Annotated in this window: 17 protein-coding genes; 14 read left to right on the forward strand and 3 right to left on the reverse strand. The window is 64.9% G+C overall.

All coding sequences use genetic code 11. The features are described from left to right. Positions 1 to 10: 10 nt before the first annotated feature. The 5 genes from ACODSP_RS07640 to ACODSP_RS07660 all read left to right on the forward strand — a co-directional run bounded on the left by ACODSP_RS07640 (position 11) and on the right by ACODSP_RS07660 (position 6,203). Positions 11 to 889: a LysR family transcriptional regulator gene (locus ACODSP_RS07640; RefSeq protein ID WP_488965021.1), complete on the forward strand. Its 879-nt coding sequence runs from the start codon at positions 11 to 13 to the stop codon at positions 887 to 889. Between the two features lie 159 nt (positions 890 to 1,048). Continuing rightward, positions 1,049 to 2,623 (forward strand): PAS domain-containing sensor histidine kinase, encoded by a 1,575-nt coding sequence (locus tag ACODSP_RS07645; RefSeq protein ID WP_488965022.1) that lies wholly within the window; start codon positions 1,049 to 1,051, stop codon positions 2,621 to 2,623. Between the two features lie 130 nt (positions 2,624 to 2,753). Beyond that, positions 2,754 to 3,824 (forward strand): saccharopine dehydrogenase family protein, encoded by a 1,071-nt coding sequence (locus ACODSP_RS07650; RefSeq protein WP_488965023.1) that lies wholly within the window; start codon positions 2,754 to 2,756, stop codon positions 3,822 to 3,824. A 210-nt stretch (positions 3,825 to 4,034) separates the two neighbouring features. Next, positions 4,035 to 5,537, forward strand: coding sequence for an L-piperidine-6-carboxylate dehydrogenase (gene amaB / locus ACODSP_RS07655; RefSeq protein WP_488965024.1), 1,503 nt, complete (start codon positions 4,035 to 4,037; stop codon positions 5,535 to 5,537). A 222-nt stretch (positions 5,538 to 5,759) separates the two neighbouring features. Beyond that, positions 5,760 to 6,203 (forward strand): Lrp/AsnC family transcriptional regulator, encoded by a 444-nt coding sequence (locus tag ACODSP_RS07660; protein ID WP_488965025.1) that lies wholly within the window; start codon positions 5,760 to 5,762, stop codon positions 6,201 to 6,203. A gap of 76 nt (positions 6,204 to 6,279) precedes the next feature. Here the strand turns inward: ACODSP_RS07660 and ACODSP_RS07665 are convergent, their stop codons facing one another. Next, entirely contained in the window at positions 6,280 to 7,065 is a 786-nt protein-coding gene (locus ACODSP_RS07665; RefSeq protein ID WP_488965026.1) for an FAD binding domain-containing protein, read from the reverse strand. 4 nt (positions 7,066 to 7,069) lie between these two features. Further along, entirely contained in the window at positions 7,070 to 7,546 is a 477-nt protein-coding gene (locus ACODSP_RS07670) for a (2Fe-2S)-binding protein (protein ID WP_488965070.1), read from the reverse strand. A gap of 175 nt (positions 7,547 to 7,721) precedes the next feature. On the opposite strand from ACODSP_RS07670, the gene ACODSP_RS07675 reads away from it, so the two are divergent. The 9 genes from ACODSP_RS07675 to ACODSP_RS07715 all read left to right on the forward strand — a co-directional run bounded on the left by ACODSP_RS07675 (position 7,722) and on the right by ACODSP_RS07715 (position 18,626). Then, complete coding sequence (locus ACODSP_RS07675; protein WP_488965027.1) at positions 7,722 to 9,779, forward strand: alpha/beta hydrolase family protein; 2,058 nt, start codon at positions 7,722 to 7,724, stop codon at positions 9,777 to 9,779. Positions 9,780 to 10,029: 250 nt separating this feature from the next. Further along, on the forward strand, positions 10,030 to 10,638 hold the full coding sequence (locus ACODSP_RS07680; RefSeq protein WP_488965028.1) for a glutathione S-transferase family protein: 609 nt from the start codon (positions 10,030 to 10,032) through the stop codon (positions 10,636 to 10,638). Positions 10,639 to 10,666: 28 nt separating this feature from the next. Then, on the forward strand, positions 10,667 to 12,715 hold the full coding sequence (locus ACODSP_RS07685) for a 2Fe-2S iron-sulfur cluster-binding protein (protein WP_488965029.1): 2,049 nt from the start codon (positions 10,667 to 10,669) through the stop codon (positions 12,713 to 12,715). Positions 12,716 to 12,800: 85 nt separating this feature from the next. After that, a complete protein-coding gene (locus tag ACODSP_RS07690) occupies positions 12,801 to 13,265 on the forward strand; it encodes a nuclear transport factor 2 family protein (RefSeq protein WP_488965030.1) in 465 nt (154 codons plus the stop codon). A gap of 217 nt (positions 13,266 to 13,482) precedes the next feature. Continuing rightward, the gene (locus ACODSP_RS07695; RefSeq protein ID WP_488965031.1) at positions 13,483 to 14,376 is read left to right on the forward strand and encodes a LysR family transcriptional regulator; all 894 of its coding nucleotides are present in this window, start codon (positions 13,483 to 13,485) and stop codon (positions 14,374 to 14,376) included. A gap of 55 nt (positions 14,377 to 14,431) precedes the next feature. Beyond that, positions 14,432 to 15,979, forward strand: a complete 1,548-nt coding sequence (locus tag ACODSP_RS07700) for a carboxylesterase/lipase family protein (RefSeq protein WP_488965032.1) — start codon at positions 14,432 to 14,434, stop codon at positions 15,977 to 15,979. A 239-nt stretch (positions 15,980 to 16,218) separates the two neighbouring features. Then, positions 16,219 to 17,148: a 2-dehydro-3-deoxygalactonokinase gene (locus ACODSP_RS07705; RefSeq protein WP_488965033.1), complete on the forward strand. Its 930-nt coding sequence runs from the start codon at positions 16,219 to 16,221 to the stop codon at positions 17,146 to 17,148. After that, positions 17,148 to 17,780: a 2-dehydro-3-deoxy-6-phosphogalactonate aldolase gene (locus tag ACODSP_RS07710; RefSeq protein WP_488965034.1), complete on the forward strand. Its 633-nt coding sequence runs from the start codon at positions 17,148 to 17,150 to the stop codon at positions 17,778 to 17,780. Before ACODSP_RS07705 ends, ACODSP_RS07710 begins: the two co-directional genes overlap by 1 nt. Positions 17,781 to 17,885: 105 nt before the next feature. Next, positions 17,886 to 18,626, forward strand: a complete 741-nt coding sequence (locus ACODSP_RS07715; protein ID WP_488965035.1) for a FadR/GntR family transcriptional regulator — start codon at positions 17,886 to 17,888, stop codon at positions 18,624 to 18,626. Between the two features lie 111 nt (positions 18,627 to 18,737). On the opposite strand, the gene ACODSP_RS07720 is transcribed toward ACODSP_RS07715, so the two are convergent. Next, on the reverse strand, positions 18,738 to 20,258 hold the full coding sequence (locus ACODSP_RS07720) for an FAD-binding oxidoreductase (RefSeq protein ID WP_488965036.1): 1,521 nt from the start codon (positions 20,256 to 20,258) through the stop codon (positions 18,738 to 18,740). Between the last annotated feature and the right edge of the window lie 60 nt (positions 20,259 to 20,318).

Genomic DNA, 20,318 nt, shown 5'->3' on the forward strand with positions numbered 1-20,318 from the left:
GGGAACAATCATGGGCTCCTGGGACGGGATCGACAGTTTCATCGCCGTCTGCGAGACGGAAAGCTTCTCCGCCGCCGCAGCCCGCCTGGGCGTCTCCACTTCCCATGTCAGCCGGGAGGTGGCGCGACTGGAGGACCGGCTGCAGGTCCGCCTGCTTTACCGCACCACGCGGCGGGTCAGCGTCACCGATGCAGGGCGCACCTTTCTGGAACGCTGCCGCCGGCTGGTGGAGGAACGGGAGGAAGCGTTCGCCACCGTCAGCGAAAGCGACGGCGCCCCGCGCGGCCATCTGCGCCTCACCTGCTCCATCGCCTATGGCGAACGCTTCATCGTGCCCCTGGTCAACCGCTTCCTGCTGACCCATCCGCAGTTGTCGGTCAGCATTGATCTGACCAACCGGCTGACCGATCTGGTGGGTGAAGGGTTCGATCTGGCGGTGCGCACCGGCACCAGCCTGGATGACAGCCGCCTGATTGCCGTGCGTCTGGCGTCACGCCGCCGCTATCTTTGTGCCGCCCCCGCCTATCTGGAACGGCATGGCGCGCCGGGCTGCCTGGATGATCTGGCCCACCACCAGTGCCTGATGGGCACTGCCGACCTGTGGCATTTCGAGGATCAGGGCCGGCAGGTCTCCTTCCGGCCTGTCGGCAGCTGGCGCTGCAACAGCGGCTTTGCCGTGCTGGACGCTGCACGCCAGGGGCTGGGCCTCTGTCAACTACCGGATTTCTATGTGGAAACGGAGCTGGCGACCGGAACATTGGTCAGCCTTCTGGACCGTCACCGCCCGCCGGACGAAGGGATCTGGGCGGTTTATCCCCATCGCCGTCACCTGTCGCCCAAGGTTTCGCTGCTGGTGGATTACCTGAAATCCCATGTCGGTCGGCTGTGACATCTACGGGGAAGATCACCCAAACCTCAGCCATTCTTGATAAAACATGGTCTAATATAGCAGTAGAAACAGAGTCCTAGGACCATCGGCAGGATTGACGGAAAAGTCCGGTCGCTGATGATGGCACGTCATCTCCCCATTTTCCGCGGGAAACCCGACTTGACCGGCACCATGCAGCATCTGACCGCCGATAGTCTGGCGGGGGAACGGCACCTGCGCGTGCTGATCGAAAGCGTGCATGACTACGCCATCTATATGGTGGACCCCAACGGCATCGTGGTCAGTTGGAATGGCGGAGCGCAGCGCTTCAAGGGCTATCGCGCCAGTGAAATCATCGGTCAGCATTTCTCACGCTTCTTCCGGGCGGAGGATGTGCGCGACGGGCTTCCCGCCCGCGTGCTCGCCACAGCACTTGCCGAGGGCCGGTTCGAGGCTGAAGGCTGGCGCGTGCGCAAGGATGGCGGCCATTTCTGGGCCAGCGTGGTGGTCGAACCGGTGCGTGACGATGACGGGACCCTGATCGGTTTCGCCAAGGTCACCCGCGACATCACCGAACGCCGTCAGGCGCAACAGGCGCTGGAGGAAGCGCGCGAGGCCCTGTTCCAGGCACAGAAGCTGGAAACCGTGGGTCGGCTGACCGGCAGCGTGGCGCATGATTTCAACAACCTTCTGCAGGTGATCGGCAACAGTCTGGAACTGGTTTCCGCCCGCCTGCCCCCGGACCTGCCGGATGTGCAGCGCCATATGGCGACGGCGCGGTCGGCGCTGGAAACCGCTGGGGCCGTCACACAGCGGCTTCTGGCCTTTGCCCGGCGTCAACCATTGCAGCCCGAAGCCGTCGATCTGAATGCCCTTGCCCGTGGCATGGCCGAACTGGTCCGCCGGTCGGTGGGGGAGGATGTGCTGCTGCGCCTTGATCTGACCGACGATATCTGTTCCGCCTGGGCCGACCCGCATCAGGTGGAAAGCGGTATCCTCAACCTCGCTGTCAATGCCCGCGATGCTATGCCCGATGGCGGCACCCTGACCATCGCCACCCGCATGCGCCATATCGACCGCGCTGCCGCCGCCGCAAACGAGGTGGAGGAAGGCGAGTATGCCACCCTGTCCGTGGCCGATACCGGTATCGGCATGTCGGCGGAGGTGCTGGCCCGCGCCGTCGAGCCCTTCTTCACCACCAAGCCGGTCGGCCATGGCACCGGCCTTGGCCTGTCGCAACTATATGGGTTTGCGCGGCAATCGGGTGGCTTCCTGACCCTGGACAGCCGGGAGCGACGGGGAACAAAGGTGACGCTGCACCTGCCCTGCCACATCTTTTCCGCCGCCGAACCGTCGGGGGAGCAAGGTCCGGCGATGCCGCCCGAAACCCCGTCATCGATCTATCGCCTGCTGCTGGTGGAGGATGAGGTGCTGATACGCCTTGTCCTGGCCGAGGCGCTGGAGGAACAGGGGCATGTGGTACATCAGGCGGGCAATACCGATGCGGCCCTGGATATCCTGTCGGACCATCCGGACATTCAATTCCTGGTCACCGATGTCGGCCTGCCCGGCACCAATGGACGGCAATTGGCGGAGCTGGCGCTGGGCCGCTGGCCGGGGCTGAAAGTGTTGTTCCTGACCGGCTATATCGACCGGGCCGACACGTCCCGCCTGCCCCCCGGCACCCAGATGCTGACCAAGCCGACCAGCATCGATGCGCTGCTGGCCAAGCTGCGGCAGATGGCGACGGGGTAGCCGGCATTACGCCGGCATGCCCTGCGAAACGCCGTCAATTACCCTGCATATCGACAGATCGCCGCCTTCCGATCGGCGGCGGCGGGCGGCACCATTCCCCGTAAACACCTTTCGGGAAACGGGGAACATTATGAAGAACATCCTGCTGCTGGGCGCCGGCAAGATCGGCATCGCCATCACCCTGCTGCTGCGCCGGACCGGTGATTACACCGTGACCGTCGCCGACCACAGCGCCGATGCCCTGAAGCGGTTCACCGACCTGGGTGTGGACACGGTGCAGTTGGACATCAATGACGGCGCCGCCCTGCGCAAGACCATGGCCGGCAAGTACGCGGTGCTGAACGCCCTGCCCTTCCATACGACCTCTACCGTCGCCTATGGCGCCTATGATGCCGGCATCCATTATTTCGACCTGACCGAGGATGTGGCCAGCACGCGTGTGGTGAAGGAAGTGGCCGCCAAGGCCGGCAGCGCCTTTGTCCCGCAATGCGGGCTTGCCCCCGGTTTCGTCTCCATCGCGGCCCATGGTCTGGCCGCCGGCTTCGACAGCTTGCGCGATGTGCAGCTGCGCGTCGGTGCCCTGCCCCGCTATCCCACCAACGCCCTGAAATACAACCTGACCTGGTCCACCGACGGCCTGATCAACGAATATCTGAACCCGTGCGAGGCCGTGCAGGACGGCAAGAATGTCGAGCTGCCGCCCCTGGAAGACCTGGAAGAATTCGTGCTGGAGGGTGTCGCCTACGAGGCATTCAACACCTCCGGCGGCCTGGGCTCGCTGACCGAGACGCTGGCCGGCAAGGTGGAGAACCTGACCTACAAGTCAGTGCGCTATCCCGGCCACTGCGCCATCATCAAGCTGCTGGTGGAGGATCTGCGTCTGGCCCGTCGCCGTGACCTGTTGAAGGAAGTGCTGGAAGAGGCCCTGCCCATCACCATGCAGGATGTCGTCCTGGTCTTCTGCACCGTCAGCGGCAAGCGCCATGGCCGTCTGGAACAGGAAAGCATCGTCCGCCATATCCATGGTGAAGAGGTCGAAGGCCAGTTCCTGTCGGCCATTCAGATGAGCACGGCTGCCGGCATCTGCGCCATGCTGGACCTGCAGGCAGCGGGCCACCTGCCCTCCAAGGGCTTTGTCCGTCAGGAGCAGATGCCACTGGACCTGTTCCTTTCCAACCGTTTCGGAAAGGTTTATGCGTGAGGGCTCGGTCTCTGAACTGACACTCCTCTTTCTCGTCATCCCGGCGAAAGCCGGGACCCAGGAGCCACCGGATCATACCTTCAAGCAGCGTTTATGAGCGCCGCCGAAAGGTCGGGCGCTTGGCCCCTGGGTCCCGGCTTTCGCCGGGATGACGAGAGATGAGAATGAAACCTAGACAATAGACAGCCATCCATACCGGAGTTCCGCCCCATGTCCGCCACCGCCGCCCTTCTGGACCGTCTGGGCATCGCCCATCTCGTCGCTGACGGGGACATCGTTTCCCGGTCCCCCATCGACGGCGCCCGCCTGGGTTCCGTGAAGGCGCACAAAGCCGCCGAGGTTGATGCCGCCTTGGCCCAGTCCGCCGCCGCCTTCAAGGCCTGGCGCACCGTCCCTGCCCCGCGCCGGGGCGAGTTGATCCGCCTGTTCGGTGAGGTGCTGCGCGAGCATAAGGCCGACCTGGGCGCGTTGGTGACGCTGGAAGCCGGCAAGATCGTCCAGGAAGGCCTGGGCGAAGTGCAGGAGATGATCGACATCTGCGACTTTGCCGTTGGCCTGTCGCGGCAGTTGCACGGCCTGACCATCGCTTCGGAGCGTCCCCGCCACCGCATGGTGGAGACGTGGCAACCGCTGGGCCCCGTCGCCATCATCACCGCCTTCAACTTCCCCGTCGCCGTCTGGGCCTGGAACGCGGCCCTGGCCGTGGTTTGTGGCGATCCGGTGATCTGGAAGCCGTCGGAAAAGACGCCGCTGACGGCGCTGGCCACCCAGGCCCTGTTCGAAAAGGCCCTGGCCCGCTTCGGCGACGCGCCCGCAGGATTGTCGCAGTTGCTGTTCGGTCTGCGCGAGGTGGGTGAGCAGATCGCCGCCGACCCCCGCGTGCCGCTGGTCAGCGCCACCGGCTCCACCCGCATGGGCCGCGAGGTCGCTCCGGTCGTGGCCAAGCGCTTTGGCCGCTCCATCCTGGAGCTGGGCGGCAACAATGCCATGATCGTCACGCCGTCAGCCGACCTGAAACTGGCCGTGCGCGCCATCCTGTTCGCCGCCGTGGGCACCGCCGGTCAGCGCTGCACCACCCTGCGCCGTCTGATCGTGCATACCGATTGCTATGACAAGGTGGTGTCGGCGGTGAAGAATGCCTTTGCCGCCATTCAGCCGGGCGACCCGCGCAATGCCGGCACCCTGATGGGTCCGCTGGTCGACAAGGCCGCCTTTGAAGCCGTGACCAAGGCCCTGGATGCCGCCAAGGCACAGGGCGGTACCGTCCATGGCGGTGGCCGCGCCCTGGCCGATACGTTCCCCGATGCCTGGTACGCCTACCCCGCCATCGCGGAAATGCCGGCCCAGACGGAGATCGTTCGCCACGAGACCTTCGGCCCCATCCTCTACGTCCTGCGCTACAGCGACTTCGAAGAGGCCGTGGCCCTGCAGAACGACGTGCCGCAGGGCCTGTCGTCCAGCATCATCACCCGCGACCTGCTGGAGGCCGAGCGCTTCCTGGCCCCCGATGGCTCCGACTGCGGCATCGCCAATGTCAATATGGGCCCCAGCGGTGCGGAAATCGGCGGTGCCTTCGGTGGCGAGAAGGAAACCGGTGGTGGCCGCGAAAGCGGTTCGGACAGCTGGCGGCAATATATGCGCCGCCAGACCTCGGCCATCAATTATGGCACGTCCCTACCGCTGGCCCAGGGGATTGAGTTCCCCGAGCTGTGATAGGATGCGTGACTTTCGGGTTCGTCAGTTCCCAATAGGCTGCTAAAGCCTTCATCACCGTCATCCCCGCGTAAGCGGGGACCCAGCGTGAGGCGCGGTCAGCGCCGATATGAGCCATGTCGCGGCTATCGCCGCTCGCGCTGGGTTCCCGCTTTCGCGGGAATGACGTTGGAGGTATCTGCAACCTGAATAATTTTCAGTTGACCGATCTCAAGGCCCCCGATGGACTCCACCGACGCTCAACAGGATGCCGTTGATACGGCCCTGCTCGCCCTGCTGAAGGCCAATGCCCGTGAACCGGCGGCGTCGCTGGCGCGCAAGCTGGGACTGGCACGGTCGTCGGTACAGGCCCGTATCGCACGGCTGGAACGGCTCGGCGTCATTCAGGGCTATACGCTGCGTCAGGACCCGGGCAGCAGCCGTCTGATCCGCGCCTATGTCCTGCTCTCCACCAACCCCAAGATGCTGTCGCGCATCGTGGCGGAGGTGAAGCGGATCACCGAGGTGGAAAGCCTGTCCGCCATTTCCGGCACCTATGACATGATGGCCGTCATTGCGGCACAGTCGGTGCAAGATATCGACCGGGTCCTGGACCTGCTGGGTCAGGTGCAGGGCGTGGAGCGCACCATGTCATCCCTGGTCCTGTCGGACAAGTTCAGGCGATAAGCGCCGGGCAGAGGATCATCTCAACCGCCTCCCCGGCCTTCGCCGGGGAGGCAACTTTTGGGGGGCACTCCGACTTTCACCCCACCGCGCGACGCGCCAGAACGCCCACAATATTGGCCCGGTACGCTGCATCGGCATGCATATCGCTGTTAAGGCCATCGGCATCCAGAACCAAGCCATCCAGCGCCTCCGCACTGAACCGTGCGCTTAGCGCGGCCTCCGCCGCGTCCCAGCGGAAGACGGAAGGCCCGGCACCCGTCACCGCCACCCGCACCACATCCCCCCGTTTGGCCACGAACACGCCCGCCATGGCGTAACGGCTGGCCGGATTGGGAAACTTGGCATAGCGGGCATGGGACGCGGCAGGGAAGAACACGGATGTCACGACCTCACCGGGCCGCAACGCCGTCTCAAACAGTCCCGTAAAGAATTCCCCGCCCGCAATATCCCGCCGGTCGGTGCGGATCACCGCATCCAGGGCAACCACTGCCGCTGGATAATCCGCCGCCGGGTCGGCATTGGCGATGGACCCGCCGATGGTGCCCCGGTTGCGCACCTGTGGGTCGCCAATATGGGCCGCCAGATCGGCCAAGCCTGGCAGCACCGCGCGCACCCCGTCACTGCCCGCCACGACGGCATGGGTCGCCATGGCCCCGATGCGCACCCCGTCACCCTCCGCCGCAATATCCCGCAATCCCGGCACCGCCGACAGGTCCACCAGGGATGTCGGCATGGCCAGCCGCTGTTTCAGCGTCGGGATCAGGGTCTGGCCGCCAGCCAGGACCTTGGCATCCTCATCTCCCGTCAACAGATCGACGATATCGGACAGGACGGCGGGACGGTGATAGTCGAACCCATACATGGCCTCACCCTTCCCGCATGGCCTGCGCGCCCGCGCGCACGGCCTTCACGATATTCTGGTAACCGGTGCAGCGGCAGAGATTACCTTCCAGTCCCTCGCGTATCGTCGCCTCCTCCAGGTCCGGTGCCGTCCGGGCCAGCTCGATGGCGCCCATCACCATGCCCGGCGTGCAGAAGCCGCATTGCAGGCCATGATGCTCCCGGAACGCCGCCTGCATCGGGTGCAACGCCCCGTCCGGCCCCGTGATCCCTTCGATGGTCAGCACATCCGTGCCGTCGGCCTGCACGGCCAGCACGGCACAGCTTTTGACCGACAACCCATCAAGATGAACCGTACAGGCACCGCACTGGCTGGTATCACACCCGACATGGGTGCCGGTCAGCCCCAGCTCATCGCGCAGCAACTGCGACAGCAGCAGACGCGGGTCCACTTCAAGGCTTACCGGGTTGCCATTGACGGTCAGGGTAATCGCGACGGACATCATGCCCCCTTCAATCTCTTGGCCCTTATCTGTGCCGCCGTTGGTCACTGCGTCAAGCGGCTGCGCACCCCGACACAATTGTCACCGCTTCGTAACAGGCTTGTTACAGCCCTATCGGACTACCCCCATCGCTGGCATCCTTCCGCGCAAAATCCTGTCGGACGGAGGATAAGAAATGCGTTTTGGGTCTTTCGCGCGTGTGGGTCTGCTGCTGGCGGCGGCGTCGGTGGCCTTGGCTGCCCCGGCCCTGGCACAGCAGAAAAAGGTAATGAGTGCCACCGACATGTGGGGGCTGAAGCGGGTGGCATCGCCCGCCCTGTCGCCCGACGGCAAGTCGGCCGTCGTGTCGGTTTCCGTCTTCGACCTGAAGACGGACAAGCGCGCCGCCGATCTGTGGCTGTTTCCTGTCGATGGCGGTCCGGCACGGCAGCTGACCACCGATCCGGCGGCGGAAGCCGATGCGGTGTGGAGCCCGGATGGCAAATATATCGCCTTCACCGCCAAGCGCGACGATGACAAGGCCCCGCAGATCTATGTCCTGCCCGTGAGCGGGGGTGAGGCGAAGCGGGTGACCAGTGTCCCCACCGGTGCCCGCACGCCGAAATGGCTGGCCGATGGCAAGGGGCTGGTCTTCATGGCCCGTGTCTGGACCGACCTGTCTACCTGGGAGGAGCAGGCCAAGCGCCTGAAGGACCGGGAAGAAACCAAAATGTCGGCCAGGGTATGGGACAAGGCGCCCATCGCCTATTTCGACCATTACCTGGACGACCGCGAAAACCACCTCTACGCCACCGACATTGATGGTGCCGCCCCACGCGCCATCACGCTGGGGTCGGGTGTGTCGGTGCAATATAACGAAGGCGGCGCGCCGTTCGATATCTCGCCCGACGGCAAGGAAATCGCCTTCCCCGTGAATGTCGACAAGGTCGGCAACCGGCCCAATATCGACCTGTTCACCATCGCCGTGGCCGGTGGTGCCGCCACCAACATCACACCTGACAACAAGACCGGGCCGGACAGCAACCCCGTCTATTCGCCTGACGGCAAGTCACTGGCCTATAATCAGCGTACCATTTTCGGCTTCTATGGCGAGAATGCGAAGCTGATGGTGCGCGACCGGGCCACGGGTGCCACGCGCAACATCACCGACAGGTTCGACCGGTCGGCCAATGACTTTTCCTGGACCGATGACAGCAGCGCCCTGTATGGCGCGGTCGATGATGCTTCGGTTCAGCGCGTCTATCGCTATGACCCCAAGGGCAAGGAAAAGCCGCGCCGCATCACCGATGGTTCCACGGGCGACGTGACCGATGTGGAAGTGGCCGGCAAGTCGCTGGTGGCCCTGCGTCAGTCGATCAGCGCGCCCGCCGAACTGGTCGCCATCGACGCGAAGTCCGGCAAGGTCCGCGACATTTCCGCCGCCAATGCCCAGACCCTGGCCGGGTTCCAGATGGGCAAGGTGGAAAGCGTCACCTACAAGGGGGCCAACGGCGACGATATCCAGATGTGGGTGGTCTATCCGCCCAATTTCGACCCGGCGAAGAAATATCCTTCCATGATGCTGGTCCATGGCGGCCCGCATAATGCCATCACCGATGCTTTCAGCTATCGCTGGAACGCGCAGGTCTTCGCCGGCTGGGGCTATGTCGTCACTTGGCATAATTTCCACGGGTCCAGCGGCTTTGGTCAGGCCTTCACCGACAGCATCAATCCCGAATGGGGCGAGGTGCCGTATCAGGACACGATGAAGGCCGCCGAATGGCTGATGGCCAAGCCCTTCATCGACAAGGATCGTATGCTGGCCGCCGGTGCGTCTTATGGCGGCTACCTGACCAGCTTCATCCTGGGCCGCGAACATCCGTTCAAGACCCTGGTGATCCACGCCGCCGTCTATAACCTCTATACTCAGTACGCCGCCGATTTCAGCGGCAGCCAGGCACGGTTCAAGGAATTCTGGGACGATCAGGCCAATATCGCCCGCAATTCCCCGCATATGCAGGCCGGTAATTTCAAGACGCCGACTCTGGTCCTGCATGGCGAGCAGGATCTGCGCGTGCCCATCAACCATGGTATCGAACTGTTCAACACGTTGCAGCGCCGGGGCGTGGAAAGCCGTCTGGTCTATTTCCCCGACGAGAACCACTGGGTCCTGAAACCGCAGAACAGCGTCTTCTGGTATGGCGAGGTTGAACGCTGGACCAAGGCGCATGTGGCGCCGGGGCCGGCTAACTGAGGCCAGAAATCAGGAGGGCGGGACCGAAAGATTCCGCCCTTTTCGTTTGTGTTGTTCCCTCACCCTCCCAAACGCTGGCGCGTTCGGGTCCATCGCTGCCAAGCGATGGGAAGGTGAGGGAACCACGCCCATTATTCCACCCAATGAAATAATGAACTGCCCAACCAACGAATTAACGCCAACGCCTTCATGACCCATTCTGCCCTGGAAGGCCGGGACCGCCGGCCCCTCGAAACCAGGGATCAGAACCATGAAGCTCCACTACCATCCCCTGTCGGGCAATGCCCACCGCGCCCGCCTGTTCCTGTCACTGCTGGCCCTGCCGCATGAACTGGTGGAGGTCGATCTGATGGAAGGCGCGCATAAGCGGTCGGAATTCCTGGCCCTGAACCCGTTCGGGCAGGTGCCGGTGCTGGAGGATGACGGGGTTGTGATCCCGGACAGCGTCGCCATCCTGATCTATCTGGCCAAAAAGCATGGCGGCAACTGGTTGCCCGAGGATGCGGAAGGGGCCGCTGCGGTTCAGCGCTGGCTGTCTGTCGCCACGGGTGATCTGGCCTTCGGGCCGGCGGCGGCCCGCCTGATCACGCTGTTCGGTGCAAAGCTGAACCCCGATGAAGTGGTGGCCCGCGCCCATCTGATGCTGGGCCGGCTGGAGGCGCATCTGGAGGACCGTGACTGGATGGTCGGCACGCGTCCCACCATCGCTGACGTCGCGCTCTATTCCTACCTGTCCAGCGCGCCGGAGGGGAATATCGACCTCACCGCCTATCGCCATGTGAAGGCCTTCCTGACCCGGATCGAAGGGCTTCCCGGCTTCGTGCCGTTCGCCCGCAACAAGGTCGGCCTGTTCGCCTGAAACCCGACAGCCCAAAGCGATGGAGGGGATGATGAGCGCCAAGCGGCCCATCTGGCATGAAGGTGAAACGGCCCTCCAGGAAAAGCTGGGCGTGGCTGCGCGGATGCAGGATGTGGGACAGCGGGTCATCCGTGACCACATGCCCCAGCAGCATCGCGACTTCTATGCCCATGCCCCCTTTATCGTGGCAGGGTCGGTGGATGGTGCCGGCGATGCCTGGGCCACGCTGCTGGCCGGTGGGGCGGGGTTCATCACCTCCCCCACCGCCACGCGGCTGGACATCCAGGTCCCGCTGGCCCCGCAGGACCCGGCCAGTGCCGGCATGAATAAAGGCGACGCCATCGGCCTGCTGGGGATTGAGTTGCACACCCGCCGCCGCAACCGCGTCAACGGCATCATCCGGGCAAGCCATCCCGGCCTGCTGCGGTTTGAGGTGGATCAGAGCTTCGGCAATTGCCCGCAATATATCCAGCTGCGCGACGTCGCCCTGGTCCGCGACCCCGCCGAACCCTTCAGGGGCGAGGTGCAGGAAAGCAGCCAGATCGACGCCACCGCACGCGCCATGATCGAAGGCACCGATACATTCTTCGTCGCCTCCTATGCCGACCGGGACGGGCACCGTCAGGTCGATGTCTCCCACCGGGGCGGCAAGGCGGGGTTTGTGCGCGTCGGTGATGACGGCACCCTGACCATTCCGGATTTCGCCGGCAACCTGTTCTTTTCCACGCTGGGCAACATCCTGCTGAATGGCAAGGCCGGGCTGGTCTTTGTCGATTTCGCCACCGGCGACATGCTGCACCTGACGGGTGACGCGACCCTGATCCTGGACGGGCCGGAGGTGGCTTCGTTTCAGGGGGCCGAACGGCTATGGACCTTCCGCCCCCGCTGCGTGGTGCATCGCCCGGCGGCCCTGCCCCTGCGCTGGTCTTTTCAGCCGCAGGGCTGGTCGCCCAATTCCCTGATGACGGGTGATTGGCAACAGGCGGCGGACCGGCTGCGCGCCGCCGATCTCTCCACCCAATGGCGGCCCTTCACGGTTGCCCGCATCGTGGAGGAATCGTCCAGCATCCGTTCCTTCCACTTGGCTCCCGCCGACGGGGCCGGCCTGCTGCCGCATCTGGCGGGACAGCATCTGCCCATCCGCCTGACCCTGCCTGGCCAGGACAGACCCGTGATCCGCACCTACACCCTGTCGGTGGCGCCGTCTGATGGCTATTACCGGATCAGTGTAAAGCGCGACGGGCTGGCCTCCCAATACCTGCACGACCATGTCCGCCGCGGCGACCGGATCGAGGCGCGCGCCCCCGCCGGTGCCTTCACCATAGACGCGGGCGAGAAGCGCCCCGCTGTCCTGCTGGCCGCCGGGGTGGGCATCACGCCGATGCTGGCCATGCTGCGCCACATCGTCTACGAAGGGCTGCGCACCCGGTCCATCCGCCCCACCATCCTGTTCCAGGCCGCCCGCACCAGGGCTGAACGCGTATTCGACCGCGAACTGGCCGACCTGGTCGCGTCGGCGGGCGGTGCCGTGCGGGTCATCCGGGTGTTGAGCGACCCGGACGATGCCATGCAGGGCCGCGACTACGATGTCGCCGGCCGCATCGACACCGCCCTTCTGAAGGAACACCTGTCCTTCAACGACTATGATTTCTATCTCTGCGGCCCGCCCGCCTTCACCCAGGCGCAGTATGACGGTCTGCGCGCCCTGACCATCGCCGACCACCGCATCCATGCCGAAGCCTTCGGCCCCTCCTCCCTGACCCGCAGCACCGACAGCGCCAAACCGGCATCACCGCAGCCACCACCCGCCACCGCCCCGGTCCCCGTGACCTTCACCACCTCGGCCAAGGAGGCCCGCTGGACCCCCGGTTCCGGCACCCTGCTGGAACTGGCGGAGGCGCGCGGCCTGTCCCCAGAATTCAGCTGCCGTGGCGGCACCTGCGGCAGTTGCAAGACCAGGCTGCTGGCCGGTGCCGTCAGCTATCTCAAGCAACCCACCGCCCCGCGCAGCGCCGACGAGGTGCTGATCTGCTGCGCCGTACCCAGCGGGGATCAGCCTTTGCAACTCGATATCTAACCAAGGGTCATCGACGATGACCCTTGGAGGCTGGCGACCGCCAGCCCGGCGCATGAGGGAAAATGTACAACCAAGGAGAACCACCATGTCCCGTCCCCCCCTGCCCCCCTTCACCGAACAATCCGCCATCGAGAAGGTGCGTCTGGCCGAAGATGGCTGGAACAGCCGCGATCCGGCCAAGGTGGCGCTGGCCTATACTACCGACACCCGCTGGCGCAACCGCGCCGAGTTCGTAAACAGCCGGGCGGAAGCAGAGGCCTTCCTGGCCCGCAAATGGAACCGGGAGCTGGAATACCGCCTGATCAAGGAACTCTGGGCCTTCACCGGGAACCGCATCGCGGTGCGCTACGCCTATGAATATCGTGACGACAGCGGCCAATGGTACCGCGCCTATGGCAACGAGAATTGGGAATTCGCGGAGGATGGCTTGATGCGCGCCCGCCATGCCAGCATCAACGAACACCCGATCACCGAGGCCGACCGCAAGTTCCGCTGGCCGCAGGGCCGCCGGCCTGATGACCATCCGGGGCTGAGCCATTTCGGATTCTGAGGGGCACCCTCACCCTCCCACGCCTTACGGCGCGGGCCCCTCCCTCTCCCTGCCAAGCGGGCGAGGGGCTAAATTTTCACCCCTCGCCCACGAAGGTGGGAGAGGGAGGGGCCCAAGCCTGCCAAGGCTTGGGAGGGTGAGGGAACAACAGACCCAATCAATATCCTCCGCCAATGCTATGCTATCCCTCCCCAAAACCCCAACGAAAGGAACAAGGATGGATCGCTGGCAGTCCATGCGCATCTTCGTGAAGGTCGCGGAGACGGCCAGCTTTGCCGAGGCGGCGCGCCAGTTGAACCTGAGCGCGCCGGCGGTCACCCGCGCCATCGCGGCGCTGGAGGAAACCATTGGTGCGCGCCTGTTCGTGCGCACCACCCGCTCGGTCAAGCTGACGGAGGGTGGGGGCCGGTATCTGGAGGATTGCCGCCGCATCCTGTCCGATATCGTGGAGGCGGAGGCCGCCGCCGGCGGTTCCTATGCCACGCCCACCGGCACCCTGTCGGTCACGGCCCCGCTGCTGTTCGGGCAGATGCATGTGCTGCCCATCCTGTTGGACTACATGGATGCCCATCCCGCCATGGCGGTACGTACCCTATTCATCGACCGCTCTGTGAACATCATTGATGAAGGCGTCGATGTCGCCGTGCGCATCGGCCACCTGCCCGACAGCGCCTTTACCGCCATCCGCGTCGGGCGGGTGCGGCGCGTCATCTGCGCCTCCCCCAGCTATCTTGCAGAACATGGCGAACCGGAAAGCCCTGCCGACCTGAACCGCCACCGTATCGCTGCCCCCACCAGCGCCTGGGCCATCAATGAATGGCGGTTCAAGGGGGACCAACGTCTGACGGTCCGCCCCGCCCTGCAATGCAACACCAACGAGGCGGTGATCAGTGCCGCGCTGGCCGGCTGGGGCCTGACGCGGGTGCTGCATTATCAGGTCGGCCCGGCCCTGGCCGCCGGCAAGCTGCGCATCGTGCTGGCGGAGCATGAGGAGGAGCCGGTGCCCGTGCATGTCCTGCATCCGGAGGGTCGGCACGCCCCTGCCAAGGTCCGGGCCTTTGTCGACATGGCGGTCGACCGGCTGCGCGCCAACCTGCTGCTGAACGGGTAGCGGGACTGCCCCACCCTTGCTACCCTGCCGATATAACAAACGGGGAAACGCAGGGATGAACATCAGGGCATTGATCCTTCTCGCATTGTTAGCGGTACCGAACGCCGCCGCCGCCGCCGCCGATGCCCCCCTGGCCCGCACAGAAGCGGGGACGGTGCGCGGCCTGTCTGCCGAGGGTGTGGACAGGTTCCTGGGCATCCCCTTCGCGGTCCCGCCCGTGGGTGATCTGCGCTGGCGCCCCCCGGCCCCTGCCGCTGCCTGGAATGGCGAACGCCCGGCCACCACCTATGGCGCCGACTGTGCGCAAAAGCCCTTTATCGGTGATGACGCCCCACTGGCGACCATTCCGGCGGAGGATTGCCTGTTCCTGAATGTCTGGCGGCCGGCGGGGATGGCCGGAAAGCGGCTGCCGGTCATGGTCTGGATCCATGGCGGCGGCTTCGTGAATGGCGGCACCTCCCCCGCCATCTATGACGGGTCGCGCATGGCGCGTGACCGGGTGGTGGTGGTCAGCGCCAATCACCGGCTGGGCCGTTTCGGTTTCTTCGCCCATCCTGCCCTGACGGCGGAGGCGGCGGGCGGCCCCACCGCCAATTTCGGCTTCATGGACCAGATCGCGGCCCTGCGCTGGGTCGCGGCCAATATCGCCGCCTTCGGTGGGGACCCGTCCAACGTCACCATCTTCGGGGAAAGTGCCGGCGGGGAATCGGTCAATGTCCTGCTGACCACGCCGCTGGCCGCCGGCCTGTTCCACAAGGCCATTGCCATGTCGGGCGGGGGGCGGAACACATTGCTGCCCTCCCCCGGTTTCAAGGAAGGGGAGGCCATCGGCGCCCTGTTCGCCCGCAACCAGGGGATCGAGGGCAGCGGGCCGGAGGCGCTGGCCGCCCTACGCGCCCTGCCGGCGGAACGGCTGGTGGGTAACTTGAACCTCGCCACCCTGGGCGGCACAAAGGATTATTCCGGTCCCGTCATGGGGGTGCCGTCGATGCCCGACGAACCGCTGGCCCTGATGCGGGCCGGCAAGGCGGCGCGGGTCCCCTATATGGTCGGCGCCACCAGCGATGATGGCTGGCATGAGGGCGGCAGCAAGGAGGATGTGCTGTCCCGCTTCGGTCCCCTGCGGGACGAGGCGGCACGGATTTACGATCCCACCGGCACCGACACGGCGGATAAGGTGGGCCACCGCGTATCAGGCGATGCCATCTTCATCGAACCCGCCCGCGCCACGGCCCGCGCCATGGTGGCACTGGGCGTGCCCGTCTATCACTACCGCTTCTCCTATGTCGCCGAACGCATGCGCGACCGCTGGCCCGGCACACCGCATGCCAAGGAACTGCCCTTCGTGTTCGACCATGTACTGCCGCGCTATGGCAGCCGGACGACATCGGCGGATTTGGCCATGGCACCCCGCCTGCGTGCCTACTGGACCCGCTTTGCCAAGACGGGTGTCCCCGCCCCCGCCGGTGATCCAGTCGCCCCCTTGTTCAAGGCGGGTGAGGAAAAACTGATCGATTTCAGCAATGACGGCCCGGTCGTGACGACCGATCCGCTGCGGGCCCGCCTGGACCTGACCGAACGGCGGCTGGATGGGCGGCCATGAAAAAAGCCCGGCCCCTTTTCGGGGGCCGGGTCCATCAGGATCAAGTCTTATGGGAGGGTGGTCCAACAGGGTTCCGCGCCCGAGGAAGGGGAAAGCGGTATCGGCACCACACTGATCCTTTATTTATAGGATAAATCTGATCAGTCAAGCCTGCGGCCTTTGCAGTCGCGAAAATTATCATATATATCCCAAGCAAGCTCAGGGATCGGCTCAACGACCCTTCCACGGGGGAAAACCATATGCGACGCGGGCCATTCATTGCCGGCGACTGGGGTACCAGCAATCTGCGCCTGTGGCTGTGCGCGGACGATGGCACCGTGCTGGACCGGGCGGAAGGGCCGGGTGTGGCCGCCGCCACGGGCCGGCTGGAAGCGGTGTTTCTTGACGCGACGGCGGCTTGGCGCGCGGCCCATGGCCCCCTGCCCGCCCTGATGTGCGGCATGGTCGGCTCCACCATCGGCTGGGTGGAAGCGGCATATCATCCTTGCCCTGCCGATGTACGATCGCTGGCCACCGGCCTGACGCGATTCACCGCCGCCGAGGCAGAGATCGCCATCGTGCCGGGCCTTTCGACGCGCACCGCCCTGGACGCACCCGACGTGATGCGCGGGGAGGAGACGCAGATTCTGGGCGTACTGGCGACCAGACCGGAGCTGGCACGGGGCCACCACCTGCTCTGCCTGCCCGGCACCCACGCCAAATGGGCGCTGCTGATTGATGGACGGGTGGAGAATTTCCAGACCGGCTTCACGGGCGAGCTGTTCGCCCTGCTTCGGCAGCACAGCGTGCTGGGCCGGGGCACCGACGGCTTGCAGCCGCAGGTAGGGCCGGCCTTCACCCTGGGCGTTGAACGCGCCCTGTCGGGCGTCAGCCTGTCGCATCTGCTGTTCCAGGCACGGTCGCGGCAATTGCTGGACGGCATGAATGCGCAGGATGCCCTGTCCTTCCTGTCCGGTCTGGTCATCGGGGGCGATGTCGCGGGCGGGCTTGCCATGATGGCCGGTCTGACCGACGCGCCGGTGATCCTGGTGGCCAGCCCGGCCCTGATCCAGTCCTATAAGGCTGCCCTGTCCGTCGCGGGGCGGGGCGGCATCGGCCTTGATGGCGGTGACCTTGCCCTGGCGGGCCTGCTTTCCATCCGCGCCGCAACCCTTGCCGGAAACCTGTGATGACCCATCCGCTTGACCGTTTCCTGACCGAAAGCCCCCTGGTCGCCATCCTGCGCGGCGTCACGCCCGATACGGTGCTGGCCATCGGGCAGGCGCTGTTCGATGCCGGTTTCCGCGCCATCGAGGTGCCGTTGAACAGCCCGGACCCGTTCGACAGCATCGCCATCCTGGCCCGGCATTTCGGTGACACCTGTCTGGTGGGCGCCGGCACCGTTCTGACACCGGAGGCGGTGGAAAAGGTGGCGGCGGCAGGTGGCCGGCTGATTGTCACCCCCAATACCGATCCTGCGGTCATCACGCGCGCGGTGGAACTGGGCCTGCTGCCCATGCCCGGATTCGCCACCGCGACGGAGGCCTTTGCCGCCATCAAGGCCGGCGCGCGGCACCTGAAACTGTTCCCCGCCGCCACCTATGGTCATGGCCATATCAAGGCCCTGTCGGCGGTGATGCCGGCGGATGTGAAGCTTTATGCCGTCGGCGGCGTCGGGGCGGACAACCTGTCCGTCTGGCGGGCGGCGGGCGTGGCCGGTATCGGCGTGGGCAGCGAAATCTTCAAGCCCGGCCTGACGGCAGATCAGGTTGGCATCCGGGCACAGCAGATTATATCGGCATGGTGCAGGACAGCTGATTGATATCGTTGTCTTGCCTTTATCTGCCGCCTGCTGAATATGCTATTGGGCACGAATGATCAGGGGCGCCGCCGGGGTGGCGGTTGACCGAAGGGGGAGCGGAAACGCATGAGCGTGAATGAACGGGGCTTGCGCGCGGAATCCGGCCGGAACTTCACCTATGGCATTCTTCAGCAGCTTGGCGTCGATATTGTTACCGGTACCTATGGCCATTCCAATCCGTTCCCGACGGAGGCGGAACTGTGCAAGCGGCTGGGCGCCAGCCGGTCGGTGCTGCGCGAAGCGGTGAAGATGCTGACGGCCAAGGGCCTGCTAAAGGCCCGGCCGCGTCAGGGCACCTGGATCGAGCCGGAGCGCAACTGGAACCTGCTAGACCCCGATGTGCTGCGCTGGTTGCTGGAGCGGAAATTTTCGCCGGCCCTGCTTCTGGAATTCACACAGGTGCGCCTGGCCATCGAACCGGTGGCGGCATCGCTGGCCGCCCGTCATGCCGATGACAAGGCAAGGGCCGCAATCCGGGCGGCAATGGCCCGCATGCAGGCTGCCGAACTGGGCGATGATGACCCCCTGACCTCCGACATCGCCTTCCATGTGGCGGTGCTGGAGGCGACGGGAAACCGGTTCTATGCTCAGCTGCGTGACGTCATCGACGCCGCCCTGCGCACCTCCATTCGCCTGACCAATCGCCGCAAGGGCGTTCGGTTGGCCAGCGTTGCCGACCATCAGAAGGTGGCTGACGCCATCAATGCCGGTAACGCGGACGAAGCAGCAATCGCCATGCGCCACCTGATCGTGGAGGCCATGACCTTGATCGAAAATGCCATTGCCACCGGCGAACTGTCGGATTGATTGAGAAGGGCTTAGCGCCACCATTTCCGCATCGGCTCTTAACGAGCAGGCGTTTATATGGCCTCCCCGGCATGGGACAGGGAGGCCATATTTTTCTACTCACAAAAGCCCCTACAGCGGCTTGATGCCCTGCCCGTAATTGAACACCGAATCCCGGTCATACTTGGTTTTCACCTCCCGCAGCCGGGTCAGGTTCTCCCCATAGTAAGCCTTGGCCCAATCATCCAGCGAGGGGTCGGGGAAATTCTGATAGGCACCGACAGCCGAGAATGTCCGGTTGGCCAGCGCATAGAAATCCTTCTGCCAGGTCAGATTGTCATTGATCAGGCCCTGCGGGTCCGTCGGCTGCCACCAGTTCATCTCCACCGAGAACAGCCAGTCATTGCCGCGATGGACATAGGCGGTGGCGTCGGCCTGCATGTCGTTGCAGGCCCCGCCCGTCTGGAAGAACTTGTAGGCGACGGGCATGGAGGTGCCGGGCTGCAGGCGACCGGCGTCGAACAGGGCCTGCACCCCATCGCGGCTGATCCGCGATGCCTGCACATAACTGGACTTCTCCTGGTAATAGTAGGGGTAGGTTTCTTCGGCCAGATAATCCTGCGCCACCCAATAGGGGATGTCCTCATGGACCCAGACCTTCTGGGCCGTCTCCCATAGCGGGCCGAACATGTCCTTCAGGGTCTTGCCCTTGGTCTTGTGCAATTGCGCCAGGATCGACACTTCGCTGCCGATCCCCTGGCAGCGCTGCTGGATGCTGGGCAGGGTGACATTGATCTTGCTGCCGAACGTGTTGGGCATGTTGGGCAGCCGGGTCAGCAGCGCATGCAGAACATCGGCCTGCTTGTCCGTCCATTTCAACTGACAGACAGACACGGTCTCTGCGGGGAAGGTGCGCAGCAGGAATTCCGTATTGATACCGAAATTGCCACCGGCCCCGCCCCGGCAGGCCCAGTAAAGGTCGCTGTCATTCTTGGCATCGGCCTTGTGGATCTTGGCATCCGCCGTCACCACCGTGGTGCCGGCCAGAAGGTCGGACGCGATGCCGTACATCCGCATGCTGAACCCGATACCGCCGCCCAGCAGGAAGCCGGCGGCGCCCACCGCGTCGCAACGGCCATGGGTGATGGTAAGGCCCGCACGCTCCAGGTCCTTATAGACCAGGGCGTTGCCGGTGCCGCCCTTGACACGGACGATGCCTTCCTTCTTGTCCACCACCTCGACGCCGGCCATCAGCGACATGTCGATCAACAGACCGTTGGTGGAGGAATAGCCCGCGTAATTGTGCCCGCCCGACCGCACGGCAAAGGGCAGCCCCTGCTGCTGCACCCAGTTCAGGGCACCCTGCACATCCTCCGTCTTCAGACAGCGGGCAATACCCATGGGCAGGGTGTTGTAGCGCAGGTTGTTGGGCCGGCAGACATCGTTGAAGAACGGGTCCTGCGGGCGCAACACGCCGCCGCTGACCCGGCTGGCCAGATCGCTCCAGGCCGATACCGGCGGGCAGGCATTGGCCGGCATGGCGGCCCGCGCCGCACCCCAGGGCATGGAGGCAGCCAGCGGCGCCACCGCCGCGAACTTGCCCGCCCCCACCAGGAAATTGCGACGAGACGGCTCGATATTGCGCAGCATCATTCCCTCCCCAAGGATATTATCGCTTAGGTTTATAATGGCATATGCGCAATCGCGTCAACG

The organism is Niveispirillum sp. FG156, from assembly GCF_057809555.1.

What these genes read in the sequence shown, in the direction of transcription:
- ACODSP_RS07640 (WP_488965021.1), top strand. Translation starts at nt 11, where the DNA reads ATGGGCTCCTGGGACGGGATCGACAGTTTCATCGCCGTCTGCGAGACG.
- ACODSP_RS07690 (WP_488965030.1), top strand. Translation starts at nt 12,801, where the DNA reads ATGTCCCGTCCCCCCCTGCCCCCCTTCACCGAACAATCCGCCATCGAG.
- ACODSP_RS07670 (WP_488965070.1), bottom strand. Translation starts at nt 7,546, where the DNA reads ATGTCCGTCGCGATTACCCTGACCGTCAATGGCAACCCGGTAAGCCTT.
- ACODSP_RS07665 (WP_488965026.1), bottom strand. Translation starts at nt 7,065, where the DNA reads ATGTATGGGTTCGACTATCACCGTCCCGCCGTCCTGTCCGATATCGTC.
- ACODSP_RS07700 (WP_488965032.1), top strand. Translation starts at nt 14,432, where the DNA reads ATGAACATCAGGGCATTGATCCTTCTCGCATTGTTAGCGGTACCGAAC.
- ACODSP_RS07675 (WP_488965027.1), top strand. Translation starts at nt 7,722, where the DNA reads ATGCGTTTTGGGTCTTTCGCGCGTGTGGGTCTGCTGCTGGCGGCGGCG.
- ACODSP_RS07650 (WP_488965023.1), top strand. Translation starts at nt 2,754, where the DNA reads ATGAAGAACATCCTGCTGCTGGGCGCCGGCAAGATCGGCATCGCCATC.
- ACODSP_RS07705 (WP_488965033.1), top strand. Translation starts at nt 16,219, where the DNA reads ATGCGACGCGGGCCATTCATTGCCGGCGACTGGGGTACCAGCAATCTG.
- ACODSP_RS07695 (WP_488965031.1), top strand. Translation starts at nt 13,483, where the DNA reads ATGGATCGCTGGCAGTCCATGCGCATCTTCGTGAAGGTCGCGGAGACG.
- ACODSP_RS07710 (WP_488965034.1), top strand. Translation starts at nt 17,148, where the DNA reads ATGACCCATCCGCTTGACCGTTTCCTGACCGAAAGCCCCCTGGTCGCC.
- ACODSP_RS07685 (WP_488965029.1), top strand. Translation starts at nt 10,667, where the DNA reads ATGATGAGCGCCAAGCGGCCCATCTGGCATGAAGGTGAAACGGCCCTC.
- ACODSP_RS07720 (WP_488965036.1), bottom strand. Translation starts at nt 20,258, where the DNA reads ATGATGCTGCGCAATATCGAGCCGTCTCGTCGCAATTTCCTGGTGGGG.
- amaB (WP_488965024.1), top strand. Translation starts at nt 4,035, where the DNA reads ATGTCCGCCACCGCCGCCCTTCTGGACCGTCTGGGCATCGCCCATCTC.
- ACODSP_RS07680 (WP_488965028.1), top strand. Translation starts at nt 10,030, where the DNA reads ATGAAGCTCCACTACCATCCCCTGTCGGGCAATGCCCACCGCGCCCGC.
- ACODSP_RS07715 (WP_488965035.1), top strand. Translation starts at nt 17,886, where the DNA reads ATGAGCGTGAATGAACGGGGCTTGCGCGCGGAATCCGGCCGGAACTTC.
- ACODSP_RS07660 (WP_488965025.1), top strand. Translation starts at nt 5,760, where the DNA reads ATGGACTCCACCGACGCTCAACAGGATGCCGTTGATACGGCCCTGCTC.